The 21,247-nt window shown below is 33.5% G+C and carries 14 protein-coding genes; 5 read left to right on the top strand and 9 right to left on the bottom strand.

Annotated elements, in window-relative coordinates; all coding sequences use genetic code 11:
* Positions 1-7 precede the first annotated feature (7 nt).
* On the top strand, positions 8-397 hold the full coding sequence (locus EGI22_RS10440) for a LytTR family DNA-binding domain-containing protein (protein WP_255068275.1): 390 nt from the start codon (positions 8-10) through the stop codon (positions 395-397).
* 110 nt (positions 398-507) lie between these two features.
* On the opposite strand, the gene EGI22_RS10435 is transcribed toward EGI22_RS10440, so the two are convergent.
* The 7 genes from EGI22_RS10435 to EGI22_RS10405 form a co-directional block, all read right to left on the bottom strand.
* Positions 508-1,182 (bottom strand): response regulator transcription factor, encoded by a 675-nt coding sequence (locus EGI22_RS10435; RefSeq protein WP_255068273.1) that lies wholly within the window; start codon positions 1,180-1,182, stop codon positions 508-510.
* Positions 1,183-1,186: 4 nt separating this feature from the next.
* Positions 1,187-1,981 carry a sensor histidine kinase gene (locus EGI22_RS10430; RefSeq protein WP_255068271.1) on the bottom strand — a complete coding sequence of 265 codons (795 nt, stop codon included), beginning with the start codon at positions 1,979-1,981 and terminating at the stop codon, positions 1,187-1,189.
* A gap of 690 nt (positions 1,982-2,671) precedes the next feature.
* A complete protein-coding gene (locus EGI22_RS10425) occupies positions 2,672-3,025 on the bottom strand; it encodes a hypothetical protein (RefSeq protein WP_255068270.1) in 354 nt (117 codons plus the stop codon).
* 313 nt (positions 3,026-3,338) lie between these two features.
* The gene (locus tag EGI22_RS10420; RefSeq protein WP_255068269.1) at positions 3,339-5,816 is read right to left on the bottom strand and encodes an inorganic phosphate transporter; all 2,478 of its coding nucleotides are present in this window, start codon (positions 5,814-5,816) and stop codon (positions 3,339-3,341) included.
* A gap of 138 nt (positions 5,817-5,954) precedes the next feature.
* Complete coding sequence (locus EGI22_RS10415) at positions 5,955-6,245, bottom strand: hypothetical protein (RefSeq protein ID WP_255068267.1); 291 nt, start codon at positions 6,243-6,245, stop codon at positions 5,955-5,957.
* Between the two features lie 489 nt (positions 6,246-6,734).
* A complete protein-coding gene (locus tag EGI22_RS10410) occupies positions 6,735-7,559 on the bottom strand; it encodes a mechanosensitive ion channel family protein (RefSeq protein ID WP_255068266.1) in 825 nt (274 codons plus the stop codon).
* 217 nt (positions 7,560-7,776) lie between these two features.
* Complete coding sequence (locus tag EGI22_RS10405) at positions 7,777-9,381, bottom strand: sulfatase (RefSeq protein WP_255068265.1); 1,605 nt, start codon at positions 9,379-9,381, stop codon at positions 7,777-7,779.
* A gap of 346 nt (positions 9,382-9,727) precedes the next feature.
* Between EGI22_RS10405 and EGI22_RS24065 the strand changes: the two genes are divergently transcribed.
* The 4 genes from EGI22_RS24065 to EGI22_RS10385 all read left to right on the top strand — a co-directional run bounded on the left by EGI22_RS24065 (position 9,728) and on the right by EGI22_RS10385 (position 15,162).
* On the top strand, positions 9,728-10,366 hold the full coding sequence (locus EGI22_RS24065; protein ID WP_255068264.1) for a response regulator transcription factor: 639 nt from the start codon (positions 9,728-9,730) through the stop codon (positions 10,364-10,366).
* Between the two features lie 104 nt (positions 10,367-10,470).
* A complete protein-coding gene (locus EGI22_RS10395) occupies positions 10,471-12,201 on the top strand; it encodes a hypothetical protein (RefSeq protein ID WP_255068262.1) in 1,731 nt (576 codons plus the stop codon).
* Between the two features lie 124 nt (positions 12,202-12,325).
* Positions 12,326-13,165: a hypothetical protein gene (locus EGI22_RS10390; protein WP_255068261.1), complete on the top strand. Its 840-nt coding sequence runs from the start codon at positions 12,326-12,328 to the stop codon at positions 13,163-13,165.
* 131 nt (positions 13,166-13,296) lie between these two features.
* The gene (locus EGI22_RS10385) at positions 13,297-15,162 is read left to right on the top strand and encodes a tetratricopeptide repeat-containing sensor histidine kinase (RefSeq protein WP_255068260.1); all 1,866 of its coding nucleotides are present in this window, start codon (positions 13,297-13,299) and stop codon (positions 15,160-15,162) included.
* Between the two features lie 25 nt (positions 15,163-15,187).
* Here EGI22_RS10385 and EGI22_RS10380 read toward each other — a convergent pair whose 3' ends face one another.
* Together EGI22_RS10380 and EGI22_RS10375 are read right to left on the bottom strand one after the other, a co-directional pair.
* Positions 15,188-17,293 carry a hypothetical protein gene (locus EGI22_RS10380; RefSeq protein ID WP_255068259.1) on the bottom strand — a complete coding sequence of 702 codons (2,106 nt, stop codon included), beginning with the start codon at positions 17,291-17,293 and terminating at the stop codon, positions 15,188-15,190.
* A 296-nt stretch (positions 17,294-17,589) separates the two neighbouring features.
* Positions 17,590-21,162 carry a hypothetical protein gene (locus EGI22_RS10375; protein WP_255068258.1) on the bottom strand — a complete coding sequence of 1,191 codons (3,573 nt, stop codon included), beginning with the start codon at positions 21,160-21,162 and terminating at the stop codon, positions 17,590-17,592.
* Positions 21,163-21,247 lie beyond the last annotated feature (85 nt).

The following is a 21,247-nucleotide window of genomic DNA, read 5'->3' as shown; positions in this document are numbered from 1 at the left end:
TATACCCATGAAAGATAATTTTATAAATATCCAAAAGCAATACGTAGACAATGACGAAATAGCCGTAAAAGAAAAAGGCCAAACTGAATTTATTTGCTTAAAAAGTATAGTGAAATTAGAAAGTGATAAAAATTATACTTTGATTTATCTTAGTAACGGTCGCTTAATTATTTCTTCAAGAACACTTCAACTTTTTGAACAATTATTGTCTGTTAAAACAGAGTTTTTGAGAGTAAATAGAAGTGAAATAATAAATTTAAATCATGTAATATATGATCAAGATTCGTTAAAGCTAAGTGGTAAGACTATTAAACAAAAGAATATCAAAATTTCAAGGAGAAGAGGGAGTATGGTAGCTTCAAGAATAATGAATTTTTCTAATATTTTGGCTTCGTAATGAGTTAAGGTAGTATTCTTTTTACCTTTTTAAATAGAAATTTTATTTTTTTTAGAATACATAAAAGGAAATCAAAAAATAGACTTGCCGATTTGGTAAGTCTATTTTTTTTAAAACAAAGTAGAAGGGTCAATAAGATTATTTTTTATCGAAAATACTACCAATCCAGCAGTGTTTTTCATGCCTGTTTTTTCCAAAAGATTATTACGGTGTCCATCTACAGTTCTAGTACTAATAAATAGTTTTTCGCCAATTTCGCTAGTAGTGTATTGTTTGCAAATCAGGTCTAAAACTTCCAGTTCTCTTTGACTTAATAAAGAAGGAATATTGTCTTGGATAAGAAGTCTAGGTTTCTTTCCAGTTAATCTCTTTCGCATTGCTAATAGAAATGCTTCATTGAAATAAAAATCCTTTTCCATTATAGCCCAGATTGCTTTTTCAACCTCATCTGGCTCTACGTTTTTAAACAGGTAGGCATTAACACCAAGTTCCATTAGATGGGTCACAAATCTATCTTCACTATATACTGACAGGATGATGATTTTGATGTCAGGATATTTTTCGTGAATTATTTTTGTAGTATCTATTCCATTAAGTTCGGGCATTGAAAGGTCTAAAATGACAATGTCTGGTGGGGAGGATAATTTTTCTAAGTCATCTAATAATTCTTGGCCATTTGTAGCTTCTAAAACGACTTCTATGTTTTCGAAATTGTTAATGATATTAACCATACCCTTCCTAAACAGAACCTGATCGTCTGCAATTCCTAATTTTAATGTTTTCATGCTTTTAATTATCTGTAGGTATCCTTACTTCTACTTTTAATCCTTCGTCTACTTTTGTTTCGAACCTCGTACTTCCATTGACCATCTTGGCCCTAATTTCTATATTTTTTAAGCCTAAACTTCTTTTTAAATAGGCTTTGTTATAATCAAAACCAACTCCATTGTCCTCAAAATTAAGTGATATTTCTTTTTCATCTTGTGTCAAAGTTATAATAATTTGAGATGCTCCGGAATGTTTAACGGAATTATTTATGAGTTCTTGAACAATTCTATACAGTATTAAGGATTTCTGTTTTTCTATTTTGTTTAGATTTTTGACGTCTAATGAAATTGTGAGATTTGAAAAGGTTAAGGCATTTTCGCAAAGTCCTTCTATAGAATATGCCAGACCAAACTCTTCTAAGCCAGGCGGCAAAAGATCATTTGAAATTCTTCTAACTTCGAGTATGGTATTGTCTATCAGTTCTTTGTTTCTATCACTGATATTTAATATTTCAGAAGGATTATTGACGTTTTTTATTATTTCCGTAAGTTGCAGCCTAAGTGTTGATAAAGAAGCTCCTACCACATCATGAAGATCCCTAGCTAGCCTTTCTCTTTCTTTTTCGATAGCTTCTAAGTTGCCTAAAAAGAGTTCTTGGCTATGTTTAACTTCGATTTCTTTTATCGCTAAGTCTTTTCTAATTATACGTTTTTGATACTGAAATAAAAAGGATACTACCCCTATAGCGAGAAGAAGTAAAGTTAAAGTGCCTCCATATAATAATAAATATAAATCTATTGAGGTTTGGTTCGCCATAAGCCTATTGCAATGAAACAATTTAATATTACCATCAATATAGCATGAATTCCCCAAGAAACCGATAAAAGATGATTATCCTTGCTGAAGTAATTGCTTAAGGTAAAGACCACAAGGTTTCCAGAAAAATAAAATAGAAAGCCTGAGTTGATCCAAAATACAGGTTGTTGAGTGGGGTATCTCGTATCTAATTCGTTTATGATTTTGTTGAATGTGAGAAGTGTAAGTGCAACTATAATCAAACTTTCCAAGCTTCGAACGTAGGTATTAAATGTATAAATTTTTTGTATGAAAATAGAATTAAAAATGGCAAAAAATATAAAAACTATTAACAATATTTTCATTCTTTTTTTAGAATAAAAATTGTTGAAATATTTAAAAAAGAAGAGCCAAATTATAAAAAACTCGAAGACAGTGTAAATGTGGAGTAAAGGTAGGATATTAGAGAATTTAAAAAAATAAACTAATGTCCTAGAGATTATTTCAGATGTAATGGCTAAAAGGACATAATAAAAAACTATTTTTATTTCTTTTTTAATAAATGCAAAATGTAATAGTCCAATTACGAAAGGTAATATTAGAATATATTGAACATAATCTAAAAGATTAATTAAAAAATCATTTACCATATAATTTTGTGTGTTTAAATAGGCAAGAAGTTTTTAATACTTCCTGCCTTTAACTTTTTAATTAACCTTCTGGATAAGGAGGAACGGGTCTACTAAAATCATAAATGCTATCATTGTCGTCCGCTGTAATATCTATATCTGGGATAATAACATCTGAGCTGGTCATCATAACACACCCAAATAGTTTATCTCCATTTTTGGGCTTATCTATTTCTTTCATACCAAGCGTAAACTTGATGTATTCTTTGTCTTTGTTTTGATCTAAAACAATTTGTATTTCATCTCTGTGAAAATAAAAAGCTCTAAAGTCCTCAGGTTTAAAGTGTTTATTGTTTAAATAGTTTTCAACATATTTTTGTGCTGTTTCCGGGCTGATAGGCTCGTCATAAATTGGTTCTTTTTTTATTGTTTCCATAGTTTTATTTTTGTTTAAACAAATATATCTAAAAGTTGGACAGATACAACCCGTAAAAATACCTGTTTTGTAATTTAGGTAATCATGCCCTTTTTTCATTTGTACATTATTCCAAACTTTGCAGTGTGTTATATTGTAGTCATGAAAACTTAAAACTTTATTTAGTTTACAAAAGTGTTTAGTAATTTACTAGAAGCTTAATAGGCTAAATTCACTTGATTTTTTCGTAAAATGCTTTTAAATAAGGGGGGAATAAAAAAAATAGGCAATTACGCCTATTTTTTTTGTGTCAAAGAGCTATGTTTTTTTTAAATTATCTATTTCCAAGTGGGCTTTCTCCTCTTTTTAATCTATCCAATAGTTTAGAGAATCTCACTGAAATAGCTACCAAGTCTTTGATTTCCAATAATATTTTTAAGGTCAAATCTGTATTCTTAAAACCATAATCTTTTTTTGTGATTCCTTCTACTTGAGCAGATAATCCAAGTTCAATTTGGTCAAATATTGATTTTTTCAAACGTTTGGTTTCATTTAACTCTGTATAATCATTTTTTTCTAATGACTTCGAAACCTGAGATAAATATAGATCTACTTCGTTGGTTATTTTTACAGCTAAGGTAATCTGGTTCTCGGCCAAAGGTTTATGTGCATTGCTTACATGTCCTTCTGCAGTTTCTATGATAGACCCTAAGGATTGGAGCATATCTTGCATCAAATCATTTGAAAGGATGTACAATTGAGCAGTTTGCTTTTCACTTAATTTCGATTTTTTAATCGCTTTGAAAAGATTGTTTTTTACATCCGTATAGAAAGTACTTATGTCTTTATTTAAAACTTTCGCCCTTTTTATTTTAGATTTGTCTTCAGTTATAAGACCGTCTATCGCCAATTTAAAGGCTTTCGTAATTACACTTATTCCTTCGCCAATTTCTTTCGAGGTTTTTTGAAAAGCACTGTCAACAGAAAAGTCAATGGTTTTTATAACATCTTCTGTCTTTTCTTTTCTTTCAGCCTCTTTTTTATGGTAATAATTGGTGTAAAATACCATTGAAACTAAACCAAAAATCAGTAAAATTAAGCCATAAAGTTTGAAATTTATTAAAATTATTGCCACTACACCAGCCACTATAAACGCAATTCCTGCAGTTATAAACCAACCCATAATTACATTAAGCACACCAGCAATCCTATAGGAGGCAGACTCACGTCCCCATGCTCTATCGGCCAGAGAGGTACCCATAGCTACCATAAATGACACATAGGTAGTGGACAGTGGTAATTTAAGACTAGTAGCTGCCGCAATTAACATTGAAGCTACTGTAAGGTTTACAGAGGCTCTAACCATATCAAATGCTGGAACTTCTTTATTATCACTTCCGACTATAGGAATAAATTGGCGTTCAATAAACTTGATGACCGAGGATGGAAGAACTGCAGTAAGGGCTTTGTTAATCAAAACCGAACCTCTCACTATGCCTCTAGAAATTGAATTCGATTGGAATTTCTCAAATGTCTCTTCCTGCATTCCAAGCTTAACCTCGGTTTCAGTTACTGTACGTGACTTTTTAGAAAACCAAAGTGTCAATGTCATTATAAGACCAGCAAGCATCAGATACAGATAGGGTGTTTGTAAAGGAAACTTCAAACCTATCATTTTATAATCTGCCGAGTTTAATATTCCTCCAGCATTCAGATTTGCAGTTTGGAACATGTCGTAGGATTGCCATCCAGCCAAGGGTACTCCAATAAAATTCACTAAGTCATTACCTGCAAATGCCATTGCTAAACTGAATGTTCCGGCATATACTACGATTCTTAGTGGGTTTATGTTGAATCTCTGTAAAACAGAAAATGCAATTAACCAAAAAACGAAAAAGCCACTTAAGAAAAGCAACATATTATCTTTGACGCCGCTAATGAAATTCTTTATCGATTTATTGCCAAAAAACACTTCGTAAACAACTTTGCCTTTATCATTTGTTTTTTCTTTAAACTCTAGCGTCCTGCCTTCTAGGTCTGTAATATTAAATTTTTCAGAAAAAACCAGACTGTCTTTTGATGTAGGATTAATGGCATTAGTGTAATCCACTAATTCTTGTTTGCTCAATTCTTTGCTCGAATAGGTTGATTTTAAACCTTTGTATATCAAGAAATAACTCATTGCCAACATGGCTAAAGATGCCCAAACTAAGCCTACTGTTTTGATTTTTTTCTGAAATTGGTAGCTAAACAATAAACGCGAAATAAACATTACTAAGGCACCTACAGTAAAAGATATGACCACCGACAGCAGAATGCTAGAAACTATAGAGCTGGTTTTTGACCAATTGATATAACCTATAATGCCCTCAGAAGCATCATTGATGTTGAAAAGCCAGTTCATTGGCTCGTTGTGTGTCAAAATTTTATAACCAGAAACAATAATAGATGCACCGAGAAGCTCAAATACAATTGAAACTGTGGTGGAGGTTGGCATTCCCAAGGTATTAAAGGCATCTAGCAAGAAAATGTCGGTAATCATTACTGCTAAAAATATAACGATTACGTCTTCAAGGCTAAAATACTCTGGGTTAAATATTCCCTCACGTGCTATTTCCATCATACCTGCTGACGACAAAGCTCCAATAAAAATACCTGCTGTGGCAACCCACATAATGGTGCGGAATTTGCCTATTCTGGACCCTATTGCCGAGTTTAAGAAATTTACAGCATCATTACCTACACCTACTACCAAATCTGCAACTGCCAATACTGCTAAGACTATTACACCTAAAAGTAGAAATCCCTCCATGTTTAATGGTTTTGTTTTTTGAGATGCAAAATTAAACAATTTTAACTTTTAAACCTTGGTTTTTCAATGTTATGAAATTGTTAAAACACTGCAAATGAAAATCGGTTTTTGTTAAAAAAGTATCAGAATGGTAGGGTTTCATGGAGATTTATGTTCTTTTAAATATCTGACAGGTTTACTTTTAGTTCTTTTTATTAGTTCTCTTGCTTCTAAATCAAGCTTTACCGTTTCTCCATACCACTGAGCATTTCCATCAAAATTACCCTTGATTCTCTCATGGATTGCTTCCATTAGTTCCATCTGGGTTGGCTCAGATTCATTGAGAATTTCCAAAATTACATTTCTTATAACAAGGTATTTTTCTAATGCAATTTTTTTGTTGGTTTTGTCTTTGTCAGGATGGAGTGTTTGAATAGTTTCAGGTTTCATTTCTTTAAAAAGAATTTTGTATTTAAAATAAAACAAAAAAATACTGAGAATTCTTCTTTTAGGAAATAATAGCAAAAAAAAATAGATTTAGTTTTAATCAAAAACTGAATCCATCACTTGAAGTTTTTAAAAATTAAAAAATAGAATTTTAATTACTTGTATCCGAGTAAAAATAAATAAATGTGGTTCATTATATCAGCCAGCACTGTTTGAACGCAATCAAAATTCTCTTTCGAAAAAAATACTAGCATAAACTACTGATTAAGAGAATTTTGAGTGCGTGAGTTTGCTGGGTGCTGTTTTTTTTGCTTCGTTTTTTTTAAAAAAAAAATAAGGGCGGACGGCTAGTCCCCAGGCGGCAGCCGACACAAAGTAAATAGGGGGTCATTTTCACTTAAGATAAAAAAAGTATCTTGAATGGCCATTCAAGACCGATTTGTTTATAAAATATATTTTAGTCGGATGCCAGTAAATTTTAATTAAAATCTATTAATTTTTACTAGCATTCTGGAACAAGTGCACGTCCATCTGAGGGAATGGAATGTTAAGCCCTTCTTTGTTAAAGGCTTCATAAATTTTCTTGTTCATGTCAAAAAATACTGGCCAGTAATCATCAGCTTCTACCCAGGCTCGCACTACAAAATTGATGGAATTATCTCCAAGTTCTGACAGTGCTATAAAAGGCTCTGGTTCAGTTAAAATTCTGTCATCTGCATCACACAATTGTTTTATAACCATTTCCGCATGATCTGCATTGTCTCCGTAACCAACACCAAATTTCCAATCAACTCGTCTTTGTGTTTCTAAGGAGAAATTTTTTAAAGAAGCGTTAGACAGTTCTCCATTTGGAATAATTACAGTTATATTTTCTGGGGTTTTTAAGATGGTGTTGAAGATTTGAATTTCTTTCACAGTACCAGTATGCCCTTTTGCATCAATAAAATCTCCAACTTTAAAAGGCTTAAACAAAAGTATGATTACACCTCCTGCAAAATTTTGTAAAGTGCCAGAAAGTGCCATACCAATAGCCAAACCAGCGGCACCAAGTATTGCGATGAAAGAAGTGATTTCAATTTCAACCGTACCTAGGATACTTAAAACCAATAAAACCTTAAGGAGAATGCTGACTAAGCTACGTAAAAAAGGCTTGAGGGAATCGTCAGTGTCTCTAGTTTCCATGACTTTCACAAAACCTTTGGTGAGTTGTTTTACAAGCCAACTTCCTATAATCCAAATGAAAATAGCCACGATAATTTTGGGGCCGTATTCGAGTGTTAAAGAGGTGAATTTATTTATTATTGCTTCTTTATTCATGGTATTTATTTTTGTTTTAAAATATATTTACGGATTAAATAAACTTTTGGATTATTTAAATTTCTACCCATTTTTTTTTTGGAAAAAAGCTGGATATCTTATATTTTAAACAATAGTAAAGGCAATAGAGTTTAAACAAAATTTTTGTAAGAGCTATTTTAAGAAGGTTTTGAGAATTGTAAAACTCTAATAATTATCGAATTGTGTTTTTGATTATTTAATTTCTTGCAATAATGATTTCGCTAGGTTTATAGCCAATTCTTCTGGCAATTATTTCAATTTGCTCTCCATTATTTAGGTCAATTTTCCCGATATATGGAAGCCAAGTATTTTGACCTTTGGATCGATAAGCTATCAATGCTCCTGGTGTTGGACAACTTATGCTAATCTTATTTTTTTTAAGTGAAACTTTAGGGTTTTCTGTGCTGGGTGGAGTGTTTTGACCATTCCACATTTTGGTTAGCATTTCTTTTTCAGGTATGGCACCCATATCTCCATATTTTTTTATCCATAGTTCGTGCTTATTTCTAAGTTCAAAAAGTTTGTCTTTGTAGGCCGGGTTTTCTGCTAAGTTTACAAACTGGTTCGGGTCATTTTCGGTATCATATAGTTCCTCTATTGGTTTTGTTGGTCGAAACCACTGCATTTGATGCTCGTTTAGCTTTCCTGCATCACGCAAACGTAATATCTCCAGCATGCTTTTTTGTTGCAGTCTGTAAGTTATGTCTTGATAGTATGGTTTTTCTGGCTGATAGTTTTTGAGATACTCAAACTTTCCATCGCTTAATGCACGCACTCTGTCATATTCGGCGTCCATTCTGTCTCTAGCTGCATATATGTATTTTCTCTCGGTTTTAGGTTTCTGGTTTCCTATAAAGGCCTGTCCTTCTACAAACTTTGGGATTGGAATATTAGCCAAAGAAAATAGGGTAGGAGCCATGTCTACAAAACTTACCAATTGGTTGTCGGTGGTTCCAGCATTTTCACTTTTGGGGAATTTCACTATCAGAGGGACTTTGAGTCCACGATGCAGGATTTCTCTTTTGCAAAAAGGCAAACCATCGCCGTGGTCTGGGTAAAAGAAAATATAGGTTTCATCATATAAACCATCTTCTTTTAATTGTTTAATGATTTCTCCAACTTGTGCATCCATAAGCTGCACATTGGTCATGAATCTTGCGAAGTCTTTTCTTACTATTTCATTATCAGGTAAATATGATGGAATTTCTACATGTTTGGGGTCAACAAGCAAAGGCTCTTTGTCACGCATAAATACTTGCGACTCGTGGGTTGTAATAAAATTTATGATCGAAAAGAAAGGTTGGTTTTTGTCTTTTCTATTACGCCATGTTGCATTTTTTGAGCTTTCGTCCCACATCGCTTCTGGTGTTGCAAACTGGTAATCTTCTTTGGAGTTATTGGTAGTATAATATCCATTTTCTCTTAGTATCAAAGGGTAAGGTTTTAATCCAACTGGTAGCACTACGCCGTAGGAGGGAAGCCCAGTTTTTTGTTCGTATTCTTTGCTGTTCATGTTGGTACGCATATTGTGAGCTCCAAATGAGGTCTGATATTTTCCACTTATCAATGCCGCCCTGCTGGGTGCACAAACGCCGGCTGTCGAAAAACAATTGGTGTATTTTACTCCTTCTAAAGTCAATTGGTCTAGGTTTGGCGTTTTAACTTCTTTGCAACCAAAAGCACCTATATGGTATGACATATCTTCGGTAGTTATCCAAATTATGTTGGGCTTTTTGTGTTGAGCAAAAACTTGCAAAATAATAAGGGAGCAAAAAATAGAGATAAGAATCTTGTTTTTCATTTTTTTAAGGTTGAATATTTTTCAATTTATGTATTTTTATTTAAAAAGTTTCAAAATAAGGGCCTAGTTTAGAATTTGTATTACAGGTTTAGAGGTTATTTTGATGTGTATTTTAATAGAAATATTTTTTAGTCGAGACTTTGTTGAAATAAGTAAAATTATTAGAATCCAACTATATTTATTGAAAATTGACTGTAAACTCATCCATTAGTTTTTTATAAAATAAAAAACTAATTCTGAATTTGATAACCTGTTTTGGAGATTTATAGCTTCGGGGGACAATATTTTTTGTAGATTTAAAATTGAAAAAAAATAATTCAATTCAATTCAATTTATCAGTTTATAAGTGAGTGAAAAAATAAAAATTGTAATTGTTGACGACCACGAGATTTTTTTAAAAGGTCTTGAAAGTATTTTATTAGAACAGGCGAATTTCGAGATATTGGAAACCTTTTTTGGAGGTAGACATCTTTTGAATTCGTTACCTTTAGAAAATGTTGATGTTTTATTACTCGATCTCCAATTGCCAGATATTTCTCCTGAAAAATTATTACGAGAGATAAGGGTAATTCAACCAAAGCTTAAGGTTTTGTATTTAACTCTTGTAAGAGGAAATCGATATTTTAACAAACTCTCGGAATATGGATTTGAAGGTTATATACTAAAAGACAGTCCTATCGAAATTCTCGTGGAAGCAATTAAAACGGTGGCAAACGGTAAAACCTTTTACGGAGACAGGTATAGTCAAAAAGACCAAATAAATACCGTGACTTTGCCAGAAAATAAGGCAATTTCTGTTTTAAGCTCAAGGGAAGTAGAAGTGTTAAAATTGGTAGCTCAAGAGTTGTCATCTGCTCAAATAGCCGAACGACTTTTTGTAAGTGTAAGCACCATAGACTCTCATCGCCAAAATATTATGATAAAATTGGGTGTGGATAATATAGTTGGATTAATAAAAATCGCTATTAGCAATAATTTGATTTAGAGCTTTTGTTGTTAGGTATTTATTTATGAAATAATAAAAAATACCTGATTACAGTATGGTGTGATAAAAAAATGCTAATGACTTTTGTAAGAAAAACAATTGTCATGAAAAGATATTATATCATTTTATTTTTGCTAGCATCTATAGTTTGTAATGCACAGATTCAGACTTTATCAGGAACGCCAGAAGATGGCTCCGTAACTATTTTACCTGATGGGCTCATTTCTAAGAAGTCGGGAGGCGTGAATGACCCAAGCAACGTAGCATTAGGCCCAAATGCTTTGAAATCCATATTGGCTCCTTCAGGTGGACCTAATTCAAGATATAATACTGCCATAGGGCAAAGTGCTTTAGAATTGAACACAACTGGTCAATCTAACAATGCTTTAGGTTACTGGGCATTGCATGATAATACCACAGGTTCAAATAATATAGCTATTGGTAGTTTTGCTCTTAGCACCAATGTCGGAAAGTCAGGTTCAGTGGCTATTGGAAATAACGCTATGGGAAAAGCAAATAACCAAACATTAGGGGGAATTACCTATAATACTGCAATAGGATTTAGTGCCTTATCTGGTAGTCAAACTGAAGAAAATAATACTGGTATTCATAATACAGCTATTGGAAGTCTCTCACTATTTAATAATAGTTCTGGCTCTTATAATATAGCTAACGGAAGTTTTGCATTATTTAAAAATGAAACTGGTAACAGCAACATGGCTTTTGGTAATAATTCGCTTCGTAATAACAAGAGTGGCAATTATAATATTGCAATTGGTTCAAATACGCTTAATTGGAACATTGGGAATTCCCGATCAACAGCAATAGGTATAGGTGCAATGTATAATGCAGATAGTAGTTCTAATGGATTAGAAACACTTAATACCGCAATAGGATATTTAGCACTTTACGGCAGTCCAACAATAAACTTGAATACTGGAAAATCCAATACTGCAGTAGGAGATCAGGCTATGTTTATAAACCAAAGTGGTAGCAGAAATATTGCAGTAGGTGCCAATGCTTTATTAAATAATTCTCAAGGTAATAACAACACCGCTCTTGGATTTGAAGCTGGCAGGTCAAACGCGAACGGCAGTGGAAATATATATCTGGGAAACAAAGCGGGCTATTATAATCTCACTAGCGATAAACTGTACATAGAAAATTCGGATGCTCTACATCCACTAATATGGGGGGATTTTTTGAATGATAGTGTAAAAGTAAACGGCACTTTTATGGTAAAAGATGAGAAACCTGAAACCACGGCTCGAATTCAAAATTCTGGAGGTCAGTATGCTAAATTGTCACTTAATACAGAAGATAATGTAACGGAGTTAAACATTTTTAAAGGTTCAAATACTGCCGCAGGTAGTATTGGAGGACAAACTATGGCTAACCTTTCGGTGATAGAATCTACCGAGAAGCTACTGATAGGGACAAAGGCAGAGCAAAACCTTTATTTCACTACTTTTTCAAATCTCGGTATGACACTCCAAAGTACTGGTAATTTAAAATTAGAAAAAAATCTGGATACGCAGGGTTTTACCGAAATGGGAGAGCTTTCGCCTAAAATTAAACTTAAAACAATTGAAGATTTAACGCCCATTGGCTTAAACCAGGTAAGTTTCACTCATGGACTTAATAGAGCCAAAATACTCAGCGTTTCTGTTTTTGTTACTTCCAATAATGGCTTGGAAGATATTCCGCCAAACAATCAGTTTGTCAATCAACAATACGCATTTAAAAACGGGAATACCAATATCACGCTTTACAACCTTGGGAGTGATCTACAAAACAAAAACCCAGTTAAAATTTTGATCACTTATAAAGAATAGTTTTTTGTTTTTGCTAAACTTTAAAATTAAAGTTTGGGTTCTGTTTTGTTTTGTAAATTATTTATATTCAATAGTTTGACTTGTTTTTGAAAATATATTTTCTAAAATTTTACCATGGAAAAAAATGAAAAACTTAAGCTTTTTAATCTTATTTCTATTTTTGGTTTCTGCTTGTGATAATGCAGAAACTTTGGTCGAACCGAAGCCTTCTGAAACAGCAGATTGTTTAGTCCAAAGAATAGATTATTACGATAATACTTATGCTCTTTTTAAATTTGACGAGAGTAAAAAATTAATTCAAGCTACCCTGTCTTTTTTTGGTGAAGACAGTGTTTTGTATGAATGGCCGGTCAATTATTTGTATAATTCAGAAGGCAATTTGGTAAAATCCACAACTAGAAACGGAGCCTCAATTAATTATTTCTACGATTCAGATGGAATCTTGCTTAGGGTAGAATTTAAAACTAATAATGGAAAAATAGAAGAACTATTTACCATAAGTATGGACGGTCAAAAAAGAATTACAAAAGTTATTGCCCAGGCTTCTGGTTTAACTGGCTTGTATACTTACAATGGCCCACAAGGGCAACTTACCAAAATCGAGATTCGATTTGAAGGAAAAGTAACTTATCTCTACGAGGTTAAAAGTTTTGAAACCGATAAAACAAAAAAAAGTTTTGATATTGTAATAACTGGACATCCTTTTAATCCGGAGGCCTTTGATTTTAATATGATTTATTCACCTCTTAATATTAAATCTACTATTGGGATGGTCACAAGTGGTACACTGTCAACTTCATACGATGAAAATTGGGAAAATTTAACAGATAAAATTAGAGTCTATATGGACTATAAGTTTACACGAACTTTTAATGAGAATAATTTTTTAAAAGAAAGAACATCTATAGATTTACTTAGCAATACAGCGTTTAAAAAAACTATAGTTTATTCAAATTGTAAATAGGAAAAAGGTATAGCTTTTTATGTTTTTGTTTACAAAATCCAGTTTTGAGAATTTTTCATTATTGATAATTTAGGAGTTTTAAAAGATAAAAGCCATCTTGTCTTTATTTTTTAAATATTTTGAGATTAATAATGAACAAATCTTTCCCTGAGACTTTAAATTACAGTTTTTTATTTCTGTTAATATTTTCGTTCAAACTACAAGCCCAAACTGTAAACAAAGCCTACATAGATAGCCTAATCATCACCACACAATATTTGGGAGCCGATGAATCAAAAGCCGATTCTTTGATTCTTATGGGTGATTTGATAGAAAAAAAAGGCAAAGAAATAGGCTATAAAAAAGGATTTATTTATGGATATAGATTTAAAGGTTGGGCTTATGATTACAAAGGCCAATACGATAAAGCTATTGCTCAATTTCTGATGTTTTTGAAAGTGGCAAAAATGGAAGGTTTTGTAGATGAAGAAATAATGGCCTATGGCGATCTCGGTGGATTATATTCTTTTATGGGTAGGCATGAAGATGCCAAAAAGACATTTCAGTTGGCCACAAACAATGCTAAATTCCGAAAAGAACAACCCAGACGGCTTTCTACTTTTTACAATAATCTCGGTTTGACATATCGAAAACTGGGACTAAAAGACAGTGCCTTGCTGATGTATCAGCAGTCTATGAAACTAAAAGAGGAAGTAAAAGACACTGTAGGTTTACTCAATCTAAAAACCAACTTATCTGTATTTCTGATGGAAGAAAACAAATTGGCTGAAGCTGAAAAAATGATTGTGGAAAATATAGTTTTGTGTAAGAAATTAGATAAAAAGGGAGATTTGTGGCACAATTACCTCAACTATGCATCGCTGAAAAGTAAGCAAGGGAAAACTAAAGAAGCTGAGGAATACTACAATCGAGCGAATCAATTAGCTAATGAACTCGACAATGACCCTTTTAGAAATGAAATCTATGAGGCTCAAGCGGCTTTTTATGAAAAAACCGGAAACTTTAAAAAAGCACTGGAAATGCAACAAGCCGCTAAGGAAGTTGCCGAAAAAATATTGAACCAACAGACCAACGAAAAAATAAGCGAACTCCGGGAGACCTTTAATGCCGAAGAAAAGGAGAGAATCAATAAATTGCTTAACGCCGAATTGACCACAAAAAAAACGCAACAGGGCTTTTTGATTGTTGGAATTTCAATGTTGTTACTGTTAGCTGGTATTATTGCTTTTGCATTACAAAAAAACAGAAAAAAAAATCAGCAACTGGCACATCAGAATGATTTGATTACGCTGCAAAAAGATAAACTCACAGAGCTAAACGAAGAAAAGAACTCGTTGATAAGTATCGTTTCCCATGATTTGCGAAGCCCTTTTAATACCATTTTGATGTGGGCCGAAACCTTGGAGGCAAATCTGGAAAAATCCAAAGAAAAAGCAAAGGAATCTTTGGCAATGATTAGGAAGTCTGCATTGATGGGGGAAGAAATGGTGGGCAATATTTTGGATGTTGAAAAAATGGAAATCAATACCCATCAGCTGGATTTAAAAGAAATAAACCTTGTCGAACTTTCGCAAGAATTGATAGCTGATTTTGCTCCTGCAGCGTCAGGTAAAAATATTGAAATAAAGTTTGATTCTACTCAGAAAGAAATTTCTCATTTGACAGACCAAAGTCTTTTAAGAAGGGCTTTGGAAAACCTGCTTTCTAATGCTTTGAAATTTTCACATCCAGATTCTGAAGTAGATTTCAGTATTTCCAAAAAAGAAAAACAGATTCTATTTCAAATCAAGGATTATGGAGTCGGAATTCCAAAAGAAGAACAGCATAAAATATTTTCCAAATACGGCCGAACCAGTGCTTCACCTACTTCTGATGAAAGCTCAACAGGTCTTGGCTTGAGCATCGTAAAGCGTATTTCTGAGGAATTAGGCGGGGAGGTTTGGTTTACTTCCGAAATTAATAAAGGCTCTGAATTTGTATTTTCATTGTCAATTTAACAGGTTGGATTTAATATAAAACAACCTAATATTCGTTTCTGATTTCAGAAATACTTCCATTGGCGGAGTCAAATACCGCTCCAGTTTCTACCGTAATTTTGTTTATCACCACATGGTGTTTATCATCTATTTTTACTCGTTTTCCTGATGGTATGGTAACATTGGAACAATAATCTGGCAATTGCCCATCTGACCAATTAGCTGGCAAAAACCATTCTTCATTAGAACCTGTAAATACTGAATTTCGAATTTGAAAACAGTCGAAACTTTGGTTTAGTAAAGGTATTTTACTGTAAAAACTGCAGCCTGCTGGTGTTTCTATACTGAGGTATGTCATATACGTATTTCCAAGTAAACCAATATTGCTAGTTATTGATCTTTCTGCGTAAGAATAGGTGCCGATGGAGATATATGTATTGATTGATTTTCTGTAAATGGGTGAACCAACATTATATGGATTGCTACCTATCAACACACCAGCATTGTAAGTACGACTACTTTGTAACTCATGAGAAAGTGGATAGGTAAGAATACCCTCTAAAGGAGAGAAATAACCTAATAAATGGTGATCCTGACCACTTATGACTCCTTTTGAAAAAAATATTCCAGAATTATTTAAAACAGAAAAATTGTAAAGATTCAGACCGCCATAGTTTTTTAAACTTCCAAATGAATCAATAAAAATATCTCCCCAAATATCCAGGCTCGCACAGGTGTCATTTATAACTTCGCTGGTTGTATATAAGCCGTGTTCCTGAACTTCACAATTACTGACACTTATGTTACCTTTATTATGTAAAAGGCTCACATTTGGGCTGGTGGCAGAAAGGTTTTGAATGAGGTTTTTAAAGTGGCAGTTTGAGAAAATCATTTCGCCTTTATTTATAAATACAGCATAATTTCGGAATGCTGGATGGGGGTTGTCTATAGGCCCGTCTAGATTGTTGGTATTCAAAACTCGAATAGTACCATTGGTCTCATTTACTAAAGTACCCTTTTCGAGATTAAAAGGTCTCACGGTTTTTATGCCGATATCATTCGATACTTCCAGTTTTCCGGTATTCAGAACATATGCATTGGAGACGGTACTGAAACCCATATCTGCATAGTACCATAGCTCAATATCGCCATCGTTTATTAAGGTGTCTTTCACAATAAAAGCACCTTTGCCAGGTGATCCTATTGAGGTTTCTACAAACACGCTGTCTATAAATATGTTTCCGGTACTTGTATTATGGGTTTTATAAAAAAGCTCAATGGCTGTTTCATAAACATTTTGCACAGAAATCTCTCCTGAGTTCTGCATTAAATCCCCTGAAAAGCTTATGCCTTTAATAAGATTTTTCATGTGTAAATCTAAATGCCCATGATTGTCAAAATCACCAAAAAAGTCCAAGAAGAAAGGTATTGAAGCTGGTGGTTCATAATATACTTTATCGCTTAATAAATAAGCCGAAGTATCATTTAGGAAATAGCCATGTGACCTTATAGCTGCATAGGTATTGTTTATAGAAACCGTTAATGAATCATAGTTGTAAAAATTACCATAGGTCTCTAATGAAGGCTCGCCAAAAGCAGAGAGTTGCATATTGCCATAGTTTGAAACGTCACCATAAGATAGCATGGCAGACTTTACTATCCAAATACCTGTTGTGTCGTTAATCATCGAACCAATACTTAGATTTTCGATTTCCTTGATTCCTTGTTCTGTTGTATTGTAAATATTTAATAGTCCTTTATTCAGAATATAACCGTTGTCATTTTCAATACCATATCCCGGCGATATATTATAAATTTCTAAAGTCCCGGTATTTAATATTTGACCACCGTATCTATTAATAATGCCATAGTTAGCATCATGCACTGACCATATACCACGGTTTATAATATTCCCAGAATTTGATAAACAATCAATGTTGCCGTCTACCATATCTATAACTCCCCCTGAAAGATTCTTAAAAATACCCGCATTAGAGATATAAGAATTTCCGCTAGAGGTTATTATACCCGTCTGATTGTTTTGTGCCTCATAACCAGCTGAAACAGTAATAGTTGAAGTTACAAGTATTATATTTCCATTGTTTCTTAATCCTATATTCGGACCATTGTTTGTAGGCCCAAATATTTTCATTGAGCCGTTAGTGATTTTTAATGAGCCATTTGATGTTATTACTAATACTGCTGATTTTGGAGCAGTTGGGCTATTGTTGTAAATAAAAACAACTTTAGCAGAAGCTACAATATTTAGTCTTACGCTATCGCTTATTATTCTAACCGTGTCAAGTTCTCCAGGTACACCATAAGGATTCCAATTGCTTGGATCGCTCCAATTTATACCATCTCCTCATTGCATAAATGTAAACTCCGTAGCTAATACATGGATAGGAAGTATCAAAATAATTAGTAAGGCAATTTTTTTCATAAGATTTAAAAATAAGGTAAGGCATTTATTTCCATAACTGCACCGTTTTGAATTTCAAAGAATCGCCCTGCACCTGACTGTGGAGTAAATTCAATAAAATTTACTTTTGCTTTGTAGCCACTCTTAATAATCACTGCTTCATTCCCGCTCAAAATCACTTTTTGACAATAATCAGGAGCCCTATTTCCACGCCAGGTCGTATGTTTATTCCAGTCGTATTCTAAATTTGGCCTAGGGTTTTTTATAATAATTGGGTTTGGACAGGACCCAGGGCTAAGGTGAGGAATACCTAGAACTACAGGATTACTTCCTGTCAAATTCACTTCCAAAAACAAACTATCAGCAGCATTTGCTGCGGCGTTTGGTGTGAAATGGTGATCCGTTTGATTCCAAGTTCCGGCAACAATAGTTTTTGCACGGTCAGTATACCAGCTCGAAGAAAGAGGTAGTGTACCTGTTTCAGTAAAATTAAGATTTACCGTCTCTTTGATACCGTCAGAAAGGGTGCTATAAAAAGGACTTATAAACAAGCCTTTGTTCCAAATCGGATATCCAAGAGCACCGCCATCATTAAATTTTATGTTTCGGAAGGCATCAGTATGGTCTATTATTACCCCATTATTGGTCATGAGATTAGTGCCATTAATGGCAATTAAATCATCACCTGTAAATTCTAGAATGCCTTCATTATTATTCACCACAGAATTACTGCCAGAAAGTATATGACCTTTAGGTTTGTTGGTTCCTGAAAGCATATAAATGGCAGTTTCAGTACAGCCTTTTAAATCTAAGTGACCGTAATTTTCAGCCGTTCCACCCCAGGAAACGCAGTATTTGGAGTTTTCACTTGTCATGTTTCCATTGTAGATAATGGGCGAGGTAGAAGAATAAAAAAGCCCCGAAGTATTTCTGGTATTATTTTTAAAAAATATAGAAGAGCCTATTGAATTTGTAAAAATTCCAGAAATCACCACCCCATTATTAAATACATCTTCTATAACTATCTGATCCTCATTGTGTAGCGTACTTCCAGTTTTTACATTAAATAATCGTAGGTTTTCTGAATTAGCACCGTTAACGTGTAGATATGCACCCGCCCAGTTATTAAAAAAGCTTTGATCTAGGTTGACCAAATCAAACGCATGACCAGTTTTTAATATCATGGTATCGCTATTATTGATAGTTCCCTGAATATTAGTAATCAACTCATCTTCTACTCTACTGATACTTACAAAACCTTCATTGGTAAATATACTTCCCGGACTTAGGCTTAGACCCTTATTGTAGGTTATTCCTAAATTTTTGACACTATCAATCAATACTCTGCCACCTATTTTATTTTCAAATAGACTACCAGAAGAAGCAATTGAAATACCAGTACCTGAAATGTTATACATATCTATCAGACCTTGATTCTCAAAACTCGCTGTAGAGCCATCTATTACTATACCCGTATTTTTAATTTTTGAAAGAGCAATTTTACCTTTATTGACAATGGTTTTGGTATTATTGATGCAATATGAACCACCGTTTCCTACTACACTATCAGCCAGTATGTAAGCATTTATCTCATTGGTAAATGTTCCTTCATTTTTGATGATAGCACTTCTGATATCATTGAATATCAAGCTATCATGATTGGTAAAGTTCCCAGTATTCCATATGCCTTCATACTTGTAATTCGCAGTGAAAACCATATGGGACTTATTAGAAAAAGTCCCCACGTTTTTAATTACTTCTAATTCCCTATTGTATCCATTTGTATTGAAATAATTCATCTCAGACTGACCATTGAGCTCAGCAGTTCCATTATTTACTATTACATGATACAGCTGATTAAAACCAAAATCATTCATTAAATACGTATCCGGACCTGTAACAAAATGACCATTATTTATCAAACTCTCTTTGGCACAATTAAAAAATATCAGGCTATCATTGGCATAAAAATATCCGTCATTTTTGATGTTATAGTCTGTGGAATTCTCCCTGAATGAAAGTTTGCCTGGCGACTTAAAACTCCCATTGTTTCCATTAAAAATGCCTGGGCTGTCATTTTGCACTATCATTTCGCCATTGTTATAAAAATAGCTACTGTCTATTTCATTACTGAAATTATACAAGCTGGCCATCATTCCTCCACTAATAATCAGTGTACCATTGTTGTAAAAACCTTCCGAGTTTCCTTCATTTTGGATGGTATAGGTATTGGCATTAGAAACTTCCATAAAGCCATCGTTGTAAAACTCCGAATTGGTGAGGATATTTACTGCCGCACCTGTAGATTTTAAAGTGGCAGAGTTATTATTAACAAAATAACCAATATTTCTTAAGTTTATGTCACTGTAAGAGCTAATAAATAAGTACTTAGAGTTTGAAAAGTAGCTATTGTTTAACAAGCCTGTTTTAGTGTAAAGGCTGGTATTTAAAATTAAAGAATCGGAATTCAGGAATCTGCTATCATTGATTACTGCTGTCTCTGAAGTTATCGTTATTTTATGCTGATTGCTAAATTTTCCTTTGGTATAATTCCATATCCCAACACCAGAAATCGACGAAATATTAATAAATCCCGTATTAATAAAAACGCTACTGTCGAGCCCTGAGCTCACATTGAAAATAATAGCAGAGTCGGCAGATGTAAGTTGTAATTCGCCAATATTCAGAAAACCTATTTTATTGTTATGATTTTTAATAGCATGAAAATTGGAACCATTTAGCGTTATTTTTCCTCTGTTCACTACTGTGCTATCGGTATATATTCCATAGTTGCTGTAATTGATCCCCAACAGAAATTTATTGTTAATTAGTATTCCACTTAGCTTGTTTTCAAAAAAGCCAGTATTTAGAAAGCCATAATTGCTGTGGGTTTGAATTTCTATCAGGCCATAGTTTATAAATTGCCCTTCAGAGTGTATGCCAATAGTGGAAGTGCTCAGGCTTCCGTTAACGTATAGTGTATCTCGATTGTCAAAATATCCTAGGTTCTTTATTCCAATCAAGTCATCTGTCAGAGTAGTCTTTCCCTGAAGCAAAACCGAATCTTCATTGCAAATAGCAAATTCACCAGCGTCTATAGTAACCATTGCATTGTTTTGGGTAAAAAACTTAGAATTATTGAATATTCGCAAGCCTTCATGAGCCGAAATTATCAGCAAATCTGCTGTCGAATTTATTCGTAAGATGCTGTTGTTAAGGAGCAAAGCTAAAGTGTCTTCATTGGTTTCAATTTTTATACTTCCTTTCGAAATGAAGGTGCTATTTACTAGTTCAAGACCGATATTTGGCCCTGGGCTAGATGCAGTTAACATTTTTATATTTAACAAATGACCTGGCTCCTGCGTGAGTTTGCTATTTATTAGTTTAATAAACTGGCATACTACGGGCGAATTAACAACTAAATTCGGGGCGTTTTCGACATATATTTGCTCATAAACATAGCCTTGTGGCACAATATCCAAATCCCAATTGTCAGGGTCTTCCCATGTTGTTCCATTTCCATCACCATTCCAATGATATACCTGAGCGTAGGCACTGGAGAAAAGAAAGAATAGTAATATTGTTGCTGATTGTTTCATTGGCTTTTATTTAAGAATCGAAGTACGTCAATAATTTAAACTATCTCAATCGTGTAAATAGGGATATTTTTACCGTAAAATAGAA

It is taken from the genome of Lacihabitans sp. LS3-19 (genome assembly GCF_024343575.1).
Taxonomy (GTDB): Bacteria; Bacteroidota; Bacteroidia; order Cytophagales; family Spirosomataceae; genus Leadbetterella.
The sequence above is the reverse complement of the archived record's forward strand: the minus strand, read 5'-3'. Positions and strand labels throughout refer to the sequence as shown.